Source organism: Liquorilactobacillus aquaticus DSM 21051, from assembly GCF_001436755.1.
Classification (GTDB): Bacteria; Bacillota; Bacilli; order Lactobacillales; family Lactobacillaceae; genus Liquorilactobacillus; species Liquorilactobacillus aquaticus.
The window spans coordinates 1-15209 of the sequence record NZ_AYZD01000034.1; the positions used below are offsets into that span (position 1 = coordinate 1).

The 15209-nt window shown below is 35.7% G+C and carries 12 protein-coding genes; 3 read left to right on the plus strand and 9 right to left on the minus strand.

The window, feature by feature from the left end:
- Positions 1-849 precede the first annotated feature (849 nt).
- From FC19_RS10450 to FC19_RS10485, 8 genes are all read right to left on the minus strand, one after another.
- Positions 850-2919, minus strand: a complete 2070-nt coding sequence (locus tag FC19_RS10450) for an LTA synthase family protein (RefSeq protein ID WP_057876892.1) — start codon at positions 2917-2919, stop codon at positions 850-852.
- Positions 2920-3027: 108 nt separating this feature from the next.
- Positions 3028-3261: a YkuJ family protein gene (locus FC19_RS10455; RefSeq protein WP_057876893.1), complete on the minus strand. Its 234-nt coding sequence runs from the start codon at positions 3259-3261 to the stop codon at positions 3028-3030.
- A gap of 142 nt (positions 3262-3403) precedes the next feature.
- The gene (locus FC19_RS10460; RefSeq protein ID WP_057876894.1) at positions 3404-4441 is read right to left on the minus strand and encodes a lysylphosphatidylglycerol synthase transmembrane domain-containing protein; all 1038 of its coding nucleotides are present in this window, start codon (positions 4439-4441) and stop codon (positions 3404-3406) included.
- A complete protein-coding gene (locus FC19_RS10465; protein ID WP_057876895.1) occupies positions 4441-5466 on the minus strand; it encodes a glycosyltransferase family 4 protein in 1026 nt (341 codons plus the stop codon). The genes FC19_RS10460 and FC19_RS10465 overlap by 1 nt, the downstream gene beginning before the upstream one ends.
- Before the next feature lie 24 nt (positions 5467-5490).
- Complete coding sequence (locus tag FC19_RS10470) at positions 5491-6675, minus strand: glycosyltransferase family 4 protein (RefSeq protein ID WP_057876896.1); 1185 nt, start codon at positions 6673-6675, stop codon at positions 5491-5493.
- 186 nt (positions 6676-6861) lie between these two features.
- On the minus strand, positions 6862-8583 hold the full coding sequence (ptsP, locus tag FC19_RS10475) for a phosphoenolpyruvate--protein phosphotransferase (RefSeq protein WP_057876897.1): 1722 nt from the start codon (positions 8581-8583) through the stop codon (positions 6862-6864).
- Positions 8583-8849 carry a phosphocarrier protein HPr gene (locus tag FC19_RS10480; RefSeq protein WP_034989766.1) on the minus strand — a complete coding sequence of 89 codons (267 nt, stop codon included), beginning with the start codon at positions 8847-8849 and terminating at the stop codon, positions 8583-8585. The genes ptsP and FC19_RS10480 overlap by 1 nt, the downstream gene beginning before the upstream one ends.
- A gap of 156 nt (positions 8850-9005) precedes the next feature.
- Complete coding sequence (locus tag FC19_RS10485; protein ID WP_057876898.1) at positions 9006-9200, minus strand: hypothetical protein; 195 nt, start codon at positions 9198-9200, stop codon at positions 9006-9008.
- 186 nt (positions 9201-9386) lie between these two features.
- Here FC19_RS10485 and FC19_RS10490 point away from each other — a divergent pair, with 186 nt between their 5' ends.
- The 3 genes from FC19_RS10490 to FC19_RS10500 all read left to right on the plus strand — a co-directional run bounded on the left by FC19_RS10490 (position 9387) and on the right by FC19_RS10500 (position 13353).
- The gene (locus tag FC19_RS10490) at positions 9387-11588 is read left to right on the plus strand and encodes an ATP-dependent Clp protease ATP-binding subunit (protein ID WP_057876899.1); all 2202 of its coding nucleotides are present in this window, start codon (positions 9387-9389) and stop codon (positions 11586-11588) included.
- Positions 11589-11887: 299 nt separating this feature from the next.
- Positions 11888-12172, plus strand: coding sequence for a DUF1827 family protein (locus FC19_RS10495; RefSeq protein ID WP_057876900.1), 285 nt, complete (start codon positions 11888-11890; stop codon positions 12170-12172).
- An 89-nt stretch (positions 12173-12261) separates the two neighbouring features.
- On the plus strand, positions 12262-13353 hold the full coding sequence (locus tag FC19_RS10500) for a MucBP domain-containing protein (protein WP_057876901.1): 1092 nt from the start codon (positions 12262-12264) through the stop codon (positions 13351-13353).
- A gap of 214 nt (positions 13354-13567) precedes the next feature.
- On the opposite strand, the gene FC19_RS10505 is transcribed toward FC19_RS10500, so the two are convergent.
- On the minus strand, positions 13568-15145 hold the full coding sequence (locus tag FC19_RS10505) for a peptide chain release factor 3 (RefSeq protein ID WP_057876902.1): 1578 nt from the start codon (positions 15143-15145) through the stop codon (positions 13568-13570).
- Positions 15146-15209 lie beyond the last annotated feature (64 nt).

The window sequence follows — 15209 nt, forward strand, 5'->3', positions numbered from 1 at the left end:
GGAGACCCTACACATTTGATTCGTCGAAACTTTGTTCAGTTTTCAAAGGTCTACATGAGTTGTTTAACACAACTTCATAAGTTTAACATGTACTTAAGTCAATGTCAAATCTTTTTTTGAATAAATATTCAAATTCGAACAATTTTATTCAATTTCTTAAGTGCAAATAATTCTTACGCGTTAATTCGAAAGAAACAATTTATGTTTCTTCGCCTTAACGACAATAAATATAATACCAAGTATCACGGCTGTGGTCAAGGCTTTTATCAAGCTTTTTTTATTATTTATTCAAATCCACATAATAATTAAAATTAGCAATTTATCATTCGTGTTTCATTGGATAAATTTCCATAAATACAATTTAGTTCCTTTTTTTAAGTAAAAAGGAACTAATATATATTTGATTTTCTTAGAACAAAACAAAATAGAAGCGTCAAGTTTAAAAAATGATAACCCACATTTTAAGAACAAGAATCATTTTTTGAATGCTGGCTAAGAATCGTATTCTTGCTTGGGATTGGTGCATTTAGTTCTTAATAAAAACCATTTTTTCTATTAGCTATATAGTAAGCAACTATTGCTCACTCTTCCACCAGATGATTCCACTAAAACATTTCACAGTTTTTACATTTAGAAATCCGCGTTATTGAATGAAAACGACTTTTAGGGACATTATTAGCAGAGCAATAGCCAAAGAAAGCTTTAGAAAAGCATTAGAGCGCATCTGGCGTGTATCTTTTTAACGTAATCAAAAGACCCAGTCAGAAATAGTTTTTAACCTCTTCCAACTGGATCTCTTCATAAAATGTATTCGCGTGCCTTAATAAAACCTTCGAGGGCTTATAGGGTTTACTTGCTTTCGTTTTTTAGTTCAGGCGCATCTGTACTAAACAAATCTGTCGTCGACTTTCCACCGTTTTGCTCAATTAAACTCTTTTTCTTCTTTTGAGCCTCTTTTAATTTCTTCATTGCATCGCTATATTTATAACTATAGTCAGCCTTGTTAACTTTTTTGAAATTAGCAGGTGTATAAAACCTCAACAAATCACCTGTAACTATCTTGTCCGATAGAGACAGCACCTTATCAGTCCGCTCTTGCTGCTTGGTTACTTCTTGTTTCTGTTCTTTCGTCAAACTATTTAATTCTTTACCCGTGCTATCATACACTTTGCTTCCAATCTTACTGAATGTTGGCGAAACAAAGTCACCATCTCTGAATGCAACAGTTTGATTCCGATTAGATGCTAAAAGATCATTTCCTAGCTGAATAGTATCATTGTTTTTGACACCTAAAAGGTCCAACAATGTCGGCATGACATCAATCTCACCTCCATACGTATGATTCACTCCACCCTTTAATCCAGGCATATGAATCATAAACGGTACCTTCTGGAACATCGCAAGATCATAGCTCGTAACACTCTTTTTGCCAAGCAATTGGCTAATAGCCTTCTTATGATTATTCGAAATACCATAATGGTCCCCATAAGCAACAATCATTGAATTATTGTATAGACCGGATTTTTTGAGATAATTGATAAACTCTCCGAAAGCTTGATCCAGATAATGAGCTGTTTGAACATAACCATCTACGGTTTGATCACCAGTATTGGTCTTAGAAATGGTTTGATTCATTTTATCTAACTCATAAGGATAGTGGTTAGTAACCGTGATAATTTTAGCGTAAAAAGGCTGTGGCAGTTGTTCAAGATATTGAATAGACTGTTTCAAAAAAATCTTATCCTTTAGTCCATACCCTACGCTATAATTTGTTTTTTCTTTGAAATAATTATCGTTAAAGAAATATTGATATCCCCAAGACTTATAGGTATTGTCACGATTCCAAAAACTTCCTACATCACCATGCATTGCAGCTGTTGAATATCCTTGTTGACTCAATATTGCCGGCATTGCTTGAAAAGTATTAGAAGTCCCATACGAGGTCATTACCGAACCGGAAGGAAGACCAAACAGTGAATTTTCAAGCATTGTTTCCGCATCAGATGTCTTACCTTGTCCAACTTGATTAAAGAAGTTATCAAAAGACAGCGTACTGCTATCACTATAAAACTTATTTATATTTGGTGTAACTTCTTTACCATCAACCTTATAATTTATAAGGAACTGTTGAAAGCTTTCTAAATGAAAAATAAACACATTTTTTCCCTTAGCCTTGCCGTAATAAGAAATATTAGGTGAAGTCCTATTTGTTTTCATATAATTCAAGACTGATTTTAAATCACTGCTGCTTGCGTTAGCACGTGTAGAACTTTCCTTATATGTTTGGTAAGCATTATACCCAGCATAAAAATTTATTCCCAAATATTTAACAATATAATTATTATCGAAAGTTCTTGTTAACAACTGCGGTCTATTTTTTTCCGCTAAAGAAAGATTGATTCCAAACAATGCAACTGCAGCAATTGAAATCATTCCTGCTGTTCTGAACTTTATTTTCCGATTATCGATCTTGATAATTTTGAAAATTAATAACAGACTAATGACAACAACATCAAAAAATATTAAGAAATCACTAGGATGTATAATTTCCATAATACTTAATCCCAAGTTGTTAGAAACTGAACCAGACGATTTAATTATTCCTAAAGATAAAAAATCTGAAAATTCACGGTAATATAACACGTTCGCGAAAAGCCAAAATGATTGAATCAAATCAATTATCATCATGATCCAATAAGATTTTCGTCCTCTAAAATAAAGCGCAGCTCCAAACAATAATAATCCAACAGGTATCGGATTAAGAATTAACAAAGCTTGTTGCATGCCATCACTTACGCCGAGGTTGAACTTGGTTTGGTAAGTTACATAAGTTTTTAGCCAAAATACCACCACTAAAAACACAAAAAAAACAATCCTATTGTTCAAGGCATTTCTGATTTTCCCCAAGCCTGACGACATCTAACTACCTCCATTATCTAAAAATCCTTTTTCCTAATTATTATATATTGTTATACATATCATGGAAAACTTTTTGCATCTATCTTCAAAATTATTTAAGAATATCTTCTAATCATTCAATAAATCATATACCTCAATCGCAGCTAAATCTATATTATCGAATTCAAATTTTTGCTTATCTGGCAGTTCTTCTAAGACAAATGTTTGCGTTGCTGGATCAAAGCTAACAACCCCTTTTTCCTTGCCATCTTTCTCGAACCTTCTCGTTTGAACATCTTGACCTTCATTTTTAACCATTGCATCCAATCTCGAAATTATTGCAACTAATTGTGAGCTTTCCATAAGGAGACCCTCTTTCATTTTTACTTTCAAACTCTACTAGCCATTCTTCTTATTATACCCAATTTTATCAAACTAACATATAACATACACTATATAAATCTAAATTCAAGTTTTAAATGGCATAATAACTATAAAAATCACTTTAAACTTTATTTTTCTTATTCTCATCATTTTGAATTTTTTTTGGTTTGAGTACTAACGCAATCATTCCCATAAACATTCCCAAATAATATGTAATTAAGCGCCATAACAGCATTGCTAAAACAAGTTTACTGGCATTTGAAATAAAACTTGTAAAAATAATTGAAAAGCTGTATTCAGCTCCACCCGAACCACCTGGAATTGGAAATAGGGAAATTATCATCACAATCAAGACATGCATTGTAGTAACCATTAAGAAATTAACGTTTGTCACACCTAAGGCAAGCAAAATAAAGAAGGGAATAATGTAATAAAAAAACAACTGAGCAAGTGTTAACAGGCTAATTTTAACAAGCAATTTCCAACTTCTTTTTAGCCTCAAACTTTCCCTGTAAAAATTATCTATCTTTTCATCCACAATATGTTCCCATTTTAAGTAACGTGCTTCCTTGAAGAAAAATTTCAGCGGTTTGAAAAAAAACTTGACCACTTTTTTTGTAAAGTTATACCAATACATAATCAGCAGCAGGCTGACAATCACTATAAAATGAACTATAAAACCAAAAACAAAAAGTAAAGATAAAGCATGAATCTTATCAGACACATATTCGAAGCCAATTACTAATGATACAACAAAATTAATAACAACCATTGACTGATAAACAATAAATTTCATTAACAAAACAGACGTTGCGCGCCCAGCATCAACGCCTGACTGAAGCAATGCAAATAGTTGTGCGGGCTGCCCCCCAGAAGAAAAAGGTGTTATCCCATTGAACAACTGTTCAATTAAAGGAATTCTGACCGCATCACGCATCGGAAAAAGTGAACCTTCTCTTTTTAAAAGTACTCTGACAACTAAAGCTTCTAAAAAGAAAGAGAACATCATGCTTGCCACAGCTAACAATAACCACTGCCATTTTAGCTTGGTAATATCACCAATAAGTGATTCAAAAGAAACATTCCTAACAGAAAAAGCAAAGATAGCAGTACCGAAAATAAGCATCAATGCGAGTACAATTTTGTTATTTCTTGTCATCACTTCACCATCTCTGTCTGCTTTTTGTAAAAGGAGTACCATATTTGTGCAAGATGATCTTCCGAATATTTCACAGAAGCATCAAGCGCTCTTTCATGTAATTTTTGCAATTTTTCTCTATTTCCAGCTAATTCCTTAACCTTCAATTCCATCCCATCAACATCACTTGCAGGTAAATAATACCCATTGATAATGGAATTGTACAACCCTAGTTCTCTAAGTATCACTGGTACCCCACAACTAAAAGCTTCTAAAACGCTCATCGGGAACAATTCATTAAATGAAGGAAGCAAGAAAACATCAGCTAAATTATAAAAATCATTCATCTTACTGCGTTCTACAATTCCTGGAAAAAACAAGTTAGCTGGTGGATTATCAACAACTTTTTTCAAATCACTATACCCATCCGTAATTTTTCCAAAAGAAAAGCCGCCCACCCAAATAAATTGAATGTTGGGCAAACGACGAGCTAATTCAATGAAATCAGCTACGCCTTTTCTTTCTTGAATTTGGCCAGTCCCAATAACGACGAATTTTTTTTCAGTTATTCCCTCTCTTTTGCGAAGTTTTCTTTTCTCTTCTTTGGATAATTCAAAAAAACTATTTTTTGAAACAAAGTTAGGAATATACGTTATCTTATCTTTAGATATTCCATAACTCATCAAATCATCGATAAAACTAGGATTTACAACAACTAGCTGGTCCATCCTTTTATAAAAAGCAATAAGATAATGGGAAAAAAACCATCTAAAAGGTTGTGGTATTTTCAAACTTCCATTTAAAGTTTCCGGCAAAAAATGAACATACCCTATTTTTCTTCCTCTCCCTGGTAAAAAAGTCGAGAGATAAAATTTAAAATCTACTGTATGATAATGGCTGATATCAGAACCACTTAACTTGTTAATCTGAACATCAATATCACTTGCGAAATGCTTTTTTAACAATTGGACAAGTTCAGTATATGCACTTCCAACTCCCTGGCCTTTAACCTTAGTTGCAGAAGAAAACATGTGAATCCTCAACATAAAAAAACTCCTCAAAAATAAAAATTAACTGGTTTCTCCAGAATGACTAGCCTGATTTTCTTTAGCATAAGTTGTTTGACAGTCCTTATACAACTGTAAAATACGATCACCAAAATTGTCCGCCGAAATATCATGCAGTTTTGCTTGTTGCTTCTTTCTATCGTCAAATTTTTTCTTATTTGTTAAGTAATCACAGACAATGTCAACAAGTTCATTTTCATCAAAAAAAGTAGCGCCGATCGCTGGATCATCTAATAACTGATCAGTGTAAGGGCTATGTGTGGCAACAACTTGTAAACCAGAGGCCAAGGCTTCAATATAGGTCAGTCCTTGTGATTCGGAAATAGACGTTGAAACAAATAAATTTGCCATATGATAATAATGGGGAACATCCTCATTATCAACTTCACCTGTGAAAACAATATTGTTATGCAACTGCAAATGATTAACTTGCTCACTCAGTTCGTCCTTTGCAGGACCGTCTCCTACAACTAGCAGACGAACATCAGGAACTCTTTGAATAATCCTTGGCATTGCAGCAATCAGGTTATTAATATTCTTTTCATATGCCAATCGACTCACTGTCAACAAAAGTGGTGTCTCCATAGAAATTCCATATTTAACACGCCAGTTGTCTGCCGTATCACAATGCTGAAATTTAGCAATGTTTACTCCAGTTGGTATTACTGAAATAGGGGTTTTTATCCCATAACTCTCAAGTGTGTTCAAGACTCGCTCACTTGGTGCTACGATTCCCGTCATATGATAGCAAAAAGATCGCGACATTTGTTTAACGTGATATGGCTTTAACAATCTTCCCTTAGCTACATAATGCAAATAGTCTTCATACATCGTATGGTAAGTATGCAGGCAAGGTATTTTTAAATTTTTCGCAACAAACTTGCCAATCCATCCCATTGAGAATTCAGTTTGAGTGTGAACAATATCTAAATTTAATTCTTTAGCAACTTGATAAGCCCGAAAAAGCCCCCTCACCGCTATTCTCCGATCAGTGAAAGAAATGAATGGAATACTTTTAAATCTAAAAATATTGCGTTCATAATGGTTAGAATCCACCTTGGGATCTGTAGTCGTGAAGATATAGACATTATGTCCATGACTTTCAAGCTGCTCTTTTAACGTTTTGATAGAGGTAGCTACGCCGCTAACTTGTGGATAGTATGTATCCGTAAAAATACCAATGTTCACGAGCATCCCCCTTAGTGTTTATAGTCACCACTAATTATATTGTTTCTGACACCGTTATGCAACGATTCATATGCTGTTCTTAACAAAACACCGCAAATCTTAACAAAATTATTACTTAGTCCCTCAGGTTAACAAAAAAAGACTAAAGCAATTTGCCTTAGTCTTTTTTATATGAGAAGTATATCCTTACTTCGTATACTGCTTAACTAATTCAATAACTTCTTCAGTCGTTTCACAATCATTAGTTGCTTTTGCAGCTAATTCCTGCATCTTAGTTGTGTCAATTTTCTTCATTAGGCTTCGTGTCTTCAAAATCGAAGTTGCACTCATTGAAAATTCATCTAATCCTAATCCTGCAAGGATAGGAACAGCTATTTGATCTCCAGCCATTTCACCACACATACCAGTCCATTTACCTTCTTTATGCGAAGCATCAATAATGTTCTTTACTAATCTCAAAATTGATGGATTATATGGCTGATACAAGTAAGACACTCTTTCATTTCCACGATCAGCAGCCATTGAGTATTGAATCAAGTCGTTTGTCCCAATACTGAAGAAATCAGAATATTTTGCAAGCTTGTCAGCAATCATAGCAGCTGCAGGTATTTCCATCATCATACCAACTTCGATATCATTAGAAACAGAAGTACCCTTCTTAACTAATTTTTCTTTTTCTTCTTCAAAGATAGCTTTTGCTTCTTTAAATTCTTTAACAGTTGCAATCATTGGGAACATAATCGCCAATTTCCCATAGTTAGATGCACGCAACAAGGCGCGCAACTGTGTGCGAAAAATATCTTGACGATCTAAGCTGATTCGAATAGCACGATAACCAAGGAAGGGGTTCATCTCTTCCGGCAATGGAAGATATGGCAACTCCTTATCGCCCCCGATATCCATCGTACGGACAACAACTTGCTTGCCATTCATACCTTCAACAGCTTGCTTGTATGCCTCGAACTGATCATCTTCACTAGGTAATTCGCTTGCATCCATATAGAGGAACTCAGAACGGAATAATCCAACTGCTTCCGCACCGTTATCATTTGCACCCTCAACATCTTTCGGTGTTCCAATGTTTGCCCCTAGGATAAAGTTCTTACCATTAGCCGTTACAGTCTTAGCATCTTTCAGCTCTTTCCATTCAGCTTTTTGTTTAGCAAAGGCTTCTGCTTTTTCAGCGTAGTTTTTTAATTCCTCACTTGATGGATCAACCAATGCATTTCCTTCTATCCCATCAATTATAACTGTTTGTCCCTCTGAGATAGTTGTTGTTGCAGACCCGGATCCAACAATTGCAGGAATTTCCAAAGTTCTTGACATGATAGCCGAATGCGAAGTTCTACCGCCAATATCCGTGATAAAGCCCTTAACATATTTTCGATCAAGCTGTGCCGTATCAGATGGAGTCAAATCATGCGCAACTATTACAACTTCTTCGTCAATCAATGCAGGATTAGGCAGTGTTACACCCAAAAGATGGCTCAATACTCGCTTCGTAACATCACGAATATCCCCTGCACGCTCTTGCATATAAGCATTATCTGTCATGCCCTCGAACATAGCGATGAATGTGTCTGTAACATCTTTTAAAGCTTTTTCTGCATTTACTTTTTCATCTTTGATCTTATCGTTAATGTTTCCCATTAATTCGGGATCTGAGAGGATAGTCAAATGAGCTTCAAAAACTTCTGCCTCCTCGGCACCAAGGTTTGCTGCAGCCTTTTCTTTAATGATCTTTAACTCGTCTTTTGCAGCATCAACAGCGTTTTCAAGACGTTTGATTTCCGCTGCTGGATCATCAATGCTTGCTTCGGAAAATGATAAGTCGGGTTGTACAAGCATATAAGCTTTCGCAGCGGCTATTCCATCGCTAGCAGCAATCCCCTTTAGCATTTTCGTCATTATTCAGCAAGTCCTTCCTTTTTCATTGCATCGCCAATTGCTGCGATAGCGTCTGCTTCATCGGCACCATCCGCTGCAATCGTTACATCAGCATTTTGACCAACACCAAGAGACATAACTCCCATGATTGATTTCAAATTAACTGATTTGTCCTTATAAGTTAAAGTAATATCTGCATTATATTTGCTTGCAGCTTGAACCAATAATGTAGCTGGACGTGCATGAATACCTGTTTCTGCAATAATGTGAAATTCTTTCTTTTCCATAATAAATCGTACCCCTTTGCTATATGAATGTTTATTAAGAATCATCCCGCCAAATAATGCATTCTTTCAAGAACGCGTTTTCATTATTTAATGCGACATTATTCTCACTAGGATAAATGTTAGCATGAATTAAATTGCAAAACAAGTGTTTTTGAATCATTCCTTTGTATGCTTGTCTTCACGCTTGTATATCACATTTCCACCTCTTTGGGCACTGCCGACCACATTTTTTCGATGTTGAAAATCCATGAAAACTTCTTGAAAATTCATAAATTCATCTGGCGTTATCTCAAAACTTTCGATTTGGTCGTTCATCAGTTGCTCTAGCAATTTTTGATAATCTTTTTTCATAGGTAAACTCCTCACATTAATAACCTTTTTACCAGTCCATAGTAACTAAAAAAAAGATGTAATACAACTTTGAACCAAATAAGCATTCTACTTGCGCTTTTTTTGCTGACTATGTATACTATTCTCGAAAGGTCAAAGATAGTCAAATTGATCTTTATCCGATAATGAAAGGTCGTGATTAGTACTATGTTATGTCAAAATTGTCATCAAAATCCTGCTACGATCCATTTATCGACTAGTATTAATGGACGTCAAACTTCGATTGATCTCTGCCAAAACTGTTATCGTACTATAAAGGAAAGAAATCAACAACAAAACAATTCCAATATGATGTCAGATCCATTTGGTTTTGGGAGTTTAGATGATATTTTCCGTACCATGAATAACGAAAACACTAACTCACAATATCAGAAACCATCTAAAGACCCACGTCCGAGTTCTGGTAACACGGGCCGTGGAAATGGAAACGGTGGAATAATTGCACAATATGGATTAGATCTAACTGCTGAGGCAAAAAACAATCAGATTGATCCAGTTATTGGACGTGATAAAGAAATTGCACGCGTTATTGAGATATTGAATAGACGTACTAAAAACAACCCTGTTTTAATTGGTGAAGCAGGAGTCGGGAAAACTGCTGTTGTTGAAGGACTAGCCCAAAAAATCGTTGATGGTGATGTTCCGCAGAAACTCCTTGATAAAAAAGTTGTTCGCCTTGATGTTGTTTCGCTAGTTCAAGGTACTGGAATACGCGGTCAATTTGAGCAACGCATGCAGCAATTAATGGATGAATTGAAACAACAACAGAATACTATTCTTTTTATAGATGAAATTCATGAAATTGTTGGTGCTGGTAATGCAGAGGGTGGTATGGATGCCGGAAATGTTCTTAAGCCTGCCCTTGCACGTGGCGAATTACAATTAGTCGGAGCAACGACCTTAAATGAATATCGTGCTATCGAAAAAGATGCTGCGCTGGCACGTCGTCTACAGCCTGTTCAAGTTAATGAACCAAGCATTGAAGAAACAGTAAAAATTTTAAAAGGTATTCAAGGCAAGTATGAGAGTTATCATCACGTTAAATATACTGATGCAGCTATTGATGCGGCTGTCAAGCTTTCCAACCGATACATTCAAGACCGGTTCCTACCTGATAAGGCAATTGACTTATTAGATGAATCCGGCTCTAAAAAGAATCTAACTATCCAATCCATTGATCCAGAAGTAGTGGCTGAAAAAATTGCGAATGCGGAGAAACAAAAACAGGAAGCTTTAAAGAATGAAGATTACGAGAAGGCTGCCTATTATCGTGATCAAGTCAATCGGTTCAATAAGCTTAAAGACTCAAACGTTGACGAAAGCAATGCCCCAGTCGTAAGCGACAAAGATATGGAAAAAATTATCGAAGAAAAGACAAAAATTCCTGTTGGAGAACTAAAAAATAAAGAAAAACAACAGTTACGGGATTTGTCTGCTTCACTTGAAGCACATGTTATTGGACAGGATGAAGCTGTCAGCAAAGTTGCCCGCGCTATCAGACGTAATAGAATCGGTTTTAATAAATCAGGTCGACCAATTGGCTCATTCTTGTTTGTCGGACCAACTGGTGTCGGCAAAACGGAAACGGCCAAACAGTTAGCGAAAGAATTATTTGGAACAACCGATGCGATGATCAGATTCGATATGAGTGAGTACATGGAAAAACACTCAGTTTCTAAATTAATCGGATCCCCTCCAGGTTACGTTGGATACGAAGAAGCTGGACAGTTAACTGAAAAGGTTCGACGCAACCCTTACAGTTTGATTTTATTAGACGAAGTTGAGAAAGCTCATCCAGATGTGATGCATATGTTCCTGCAGATACTTGATGATGGAAGGCTTACCGATTCACAAGGCAGGACCGTCAGTTTCAAAGATACTATTATCATAATGACCTCAAATGCTGGTAGCGGCGATGCAGTGGCAAGCGTAGGCTTTGGTGCTGCTTCATCCGGCAAGACACATTCGGTAATAGATAAACTTTCTAAATACTTTAAGCCTGAATTCTTAAATCGTTTTGATGACATCGTCGAATTCAATCCCCTGACGAAAGAGGATCTTGTTTCAATTGTTTCATTAATGCTTAATGACGTTAATAGTATGCTCGCACAACAGAATCTGACTATCAAGGTTACTCCAGAAGTTAAAAATAAATTGGTAGATTTAGGTTATAATCCCCAAATGGGAGCACGTCCTTTACGTCGTGTCATTCAGGAACAGATAGAGGACAAAATTGCTGACTACTATCTTGATCATCCAAATGTAAAGAGCTTCAAAACTCTACTCAACGATGAAGATATAGAAGTAGTCTCAGCCGAAGACAAATCATCTGCTACTGAAACAAAGTAAGGGCAAAATGTTCTGAGCTTTAGAGAGGACTACAAAAGTGAATATTGTTACCATTAGATAAGGAGGCTGCGACAAAACGATTGTTTTGCCTCGGTCTCCTTATTTTTTAAAATCATCATAGAAAGATTTTTTCTCAGAAAATCTCACTTGTCCGAATCCGAATATTCCTTGTTTCATTTTTTATTTAATAGGTTTATATTAGGAATTGAACTAAGAAACTACACATGTTTTCATTTTTGGGTATATTTTAATTCTATACGCATTATATAATGCACTTACAAAGACAAGGAGGAATTTATATGCACTTAGTCGATGTTAGTAACAGCTATTCAAGAAAAATTCAAAAAGAACTAGCACAGTCTTCTACCCATTTCATAAAAATCTATACTCTTGGCGGAACAAGAATCGTTTATAAAAAAAACCAACAAAAAGAAGAATTGGTTCTCTCTAATAAGGTCCGTAAAGTTACAGATGAAGAAATCGATTTTACTTTGTCAAAATTAACTAATTTAACGAAGCAGGATGTCGACATTACTAAGGCAAGAGACTTAGTTGAAATCATTATCAATGATAGTTCAAACTAAACGTTATAAAATTACAGTTCTTACTGTTAATAGTCAGCAAAGACGATTATAATTTATATATTCAATAAATTATTAAGGTGGTGTTATTATTGTCCTTTTCTGACCTCTTTAAACGCCTAATTATTAGAAATCCGCTTCGCAAGAACAGACATCATAAGAGAGTTTTCGAATCTGCTCCAAAAGATGAAACTTTAGCTGTTCGCTCTAAAACAATTACAGAGATCAAAGCAGCTGAAGAAAATGAAGAGGCAATCCGTCAGAAACCGATAACAATTGCACCTCAAAAGAACGTAACCCGTCAAAACGCGTTGCTTTTAGTTGTTTATCAAGATTTGCAAGGTAATCTTCTCTCTCCCTCACAAATTATTAGTGGCACACTGGGTGAAAAGTTAAGGTTACAGTTCAAGAAACTGACTGATTACAATTTGGTTAGGATCAAAGGATTTACCAGTTATTTTGCTTCGCACTACGGCATAATTACTTTAACCTATAGCAAAAAAGATGCTGGTGTAATTTGGGTAATCTGTCGCGATATTGATACTAACTTTTTCTTGACTGACCCGCAATTGGTCAAAGGAAAAGTTAAGGAACCATTCCAACTGTTTTCGCCTTCTCTTCCTGGGTATAACCTACTCCGCGTTTCGGGTAAACTGCGGGGTAATTTTTCTTATGACCAAAGCTTTGTTACCTTTTATTATCGTCATAGCTCATGGAAAGATGTTAAAAAAACTGAAACCTATTTAAGAATATTGGCACCTATTTCTAGCTATGAAAAACCGCAAGGGGAACAAATAAACATTTCTTTTGCACTGAACACTGTTTGGCGTACCTTTTCTTCGATTACACTGAACACTGGCGAACTTTGGTACTGCCTAGGGGGAACGATCTGGGTTAAGTTCGATTCTAAAAAAATGGCTTATTCAAATAAGATGGAAGACTTCTCCATGTTATCACCCAAGGCTGTGGCGCAAGTCAAGAGGTTTAAAAATTCTAAAGAAGCATTGATTGATTTTATCCCAAATAAAGATATCGGTGTCTATGACTCACCATTTGGACAAAAAGTGGGTGCCCTTAAAGATGGAACTAAAGTTTCCATTACTGCAAAAACTTTGAATGATGATGTCGTATGGTTCAAGCTTGTTCAAGATGTCTGGATTCCACGTCAATATCTTAAATTTTAAATAGTTAACAAATTTTTATGGTGTAAAAATAAAAAGACGACCGGTCAAAATTCAAATTTTGACTTGTCGTCTTTTTTGCGTTCTATTTTTGCACTTTAGCAGAATTCATACTGAAGCGCTTGTAGACAACCAACTTATACCTAACCCAAAGTTCAGAGCACGTTTGTAGTCTGCCGTTAGCGCTGTTCTCCCTTGGCTCGGCTCCGAGATAATTTTATAATTTAGCAGTCAGCTTAACTTCTGGGTACTTGTCTTGGAACCATCTTTCCGAAAATTCATTCTCAAATAAAAACAAAGGTTGTTCTTGGCGATCTTTAACCAACAAATTACGCGATGTGGACATTTTTTCGTCCAATTGCTCGGGTTTAATCCAACGGGCTATCTTCTTGCCCATTGGCGTCATTACAACCTCAGAATGATATTCATTTAACATTCTAAATTGAAAAACTTCAAATTGCAGCTGACCAACAGCCCCCAAAATATAATCTCCCGTACTATAGCTTTGATACAATTGGATGGCCCCTTCTTGAACCAATTGATCTATTCCCTTATGAAACGATTTTTGTTTCATAACATTCTTAGCCGTAACCTTAACAAAAATTTCAGGCGTAAATTGAGGTAACTTTTCAAACTGAATTGTTTTTTTACCACTATATATCGTATCCCCAATTTGAAAATTTCCGGTATCATACAAACCAATGATGTCGCCTGCAACCGCAGAATTCAGCGTTTCCCGTGTATCTGCCATAAATTGTGTAGAATTGGATAAACGAATTTTTTTGTTTCCCCGTGCCAGAGTGACATCCATTCCGCGTTCGAATTTTCCTGAACAAATTCTAACAAACGCAATTCGATCACGGTGATTAGGATTCATATTGGCCTGAATTTTAAATACGAAACCAGAAAAAACATCATCTACAGGTTTAACAATATCATCATCATTTGTCCGGTGCTCATGTGGTGCAGGCGCAAACTGAAGATATGCATCTAAGAAAGTCTTTACTCCAAAATTTGTTAATGCCGATCCAAAAAAGACAGGCGTTAATTTACCTTGACTAATTTTTGCAGCATCAAAATGATTCCCAGCATCTTTCAATAGCTCAATTTCGCCCAGTACTTGCTGATAAATACTTTCTTCTTTCAGTGGATGTTCACCAATAATTTCTCCACTATCATCAAGTTTAACGAAACTTTCATCCTTATCTTCACGACGGTAAAGTTCAATCCGCTTATTGAAAATATCATATATTCCTTTCAGACCTTTTCCCATTCCAATAGGCCAATTCATTGGGTAGGCTTGAATATTCAAAACTTCTTCAAGTTCAGTTACGAGATCTAACGGCTCTCTTCCATCACGATCTAGTTTGTTAATGAATGTGAAGATAGGAATTCCACGCATTTTACATACTTGAAACAACTTTTTTGTCTGTGGTTCTATTCCTTTAGCGGAATCAATCACCATAACAGCTGAATCTACTGCCATCAAAGTTCGATATGTATCCTCGGAAAAGTCCTCATGACCCGGTGTATCTAAGATATTGATCCTTTTCCCAGCATAATCGAATTGCATTACAGAACTAGTAACTGAAATACCACGTTTTTTCTCAATCTCCATCCAATCAGATTTTGCAAAACTGCCAGATTTTTTTGCTTTAACTGTACCAGCTTTGCGAACTACTCCCCCAAAAAGCAATAATTGCTCAGTAATTGTTGTTTTCCCAGCATCCGGATGAGAAATAATCGCAAATGTTCTTCGTTTTTCAACAGCATCTATCATTTTTTCCTTTTCCATTTCAAACCTCTTTCTTATACAAAATTATCTTTTTAAGTTCATTAAAATGAGCTCCAAATTAGAG

Bases quoted from the DNA above. Each gene is read 5' to 3' on its own strand.
- FC19_RS10450 (WP_057876892.1), bottom strand. From the start codon at position 2,919: ATGTCGTCAGGCTTGGGGAAAATCAGAAATGCCTTGAACAATAGGATT.
- FC19_RS10455 (WP_057876893.1), bottom strand. From the start codon at position 3,261: ATGGAAAGCTCACAATTAGTTGCAATAATTTCGAGATTGGATGCAATG.
- FC19_RS10460 (WP_057876894.1), bottom strand. From the start codon at position 4,441: ATGACAAGAAATAACAAAATTGTACTCGCATTGATGCTTATTTTCGGT.
- FC19_RS10465 (WP_057876895.1), bottom strand. From the start codon at position 5,466: ATGTTGAGGATTCACATGTTTTCTTCTGCAACTAAGGTTAAAGGCCAG.
- ptsP (WP_057876897.1), bottom strand. From the start codon at position 8,583: ATGACGAAAATGCTAAAGGGGATTGCTGCTAGCGATGGAATAGCCGCT.
- FC19_RS10480 (WP_034989766.1), bottom strand. From the start codon at position 8,849: ATGGAAAAGAAAGAATTTCACATTATTGCAGAAACAGGTATTCATGCA.
- FC19_RS10485 (WP_057876898.1), bottom strand. From the start codon at position 9,200: ATGAAAAAAGATTATCAAAAATTGCTAGAGCAACTGATGAACGACCAA.
- FC19_RS10490 (WP_057876899.1), top strand. From the start codon at position 9,387: ATGTTATGTCAAAATTGTCATCAAAATCCTGCTACGATCCATTTATCG.
- FC19_RS10495 (WP_057876900.1), top strand. From the start codon at position 11,888: ATGCACTTAGTCGATGTTAGTAACAGCTATTCAAGAAAAATTCAAAAA.
- FC19_RS10505 (WP_057876902.1), bottom strand. From the start codon at position 15,145: ATGGAAAAGGAAAAAATGATAGATGCTGTTGAAAAACGAAGAACATTT.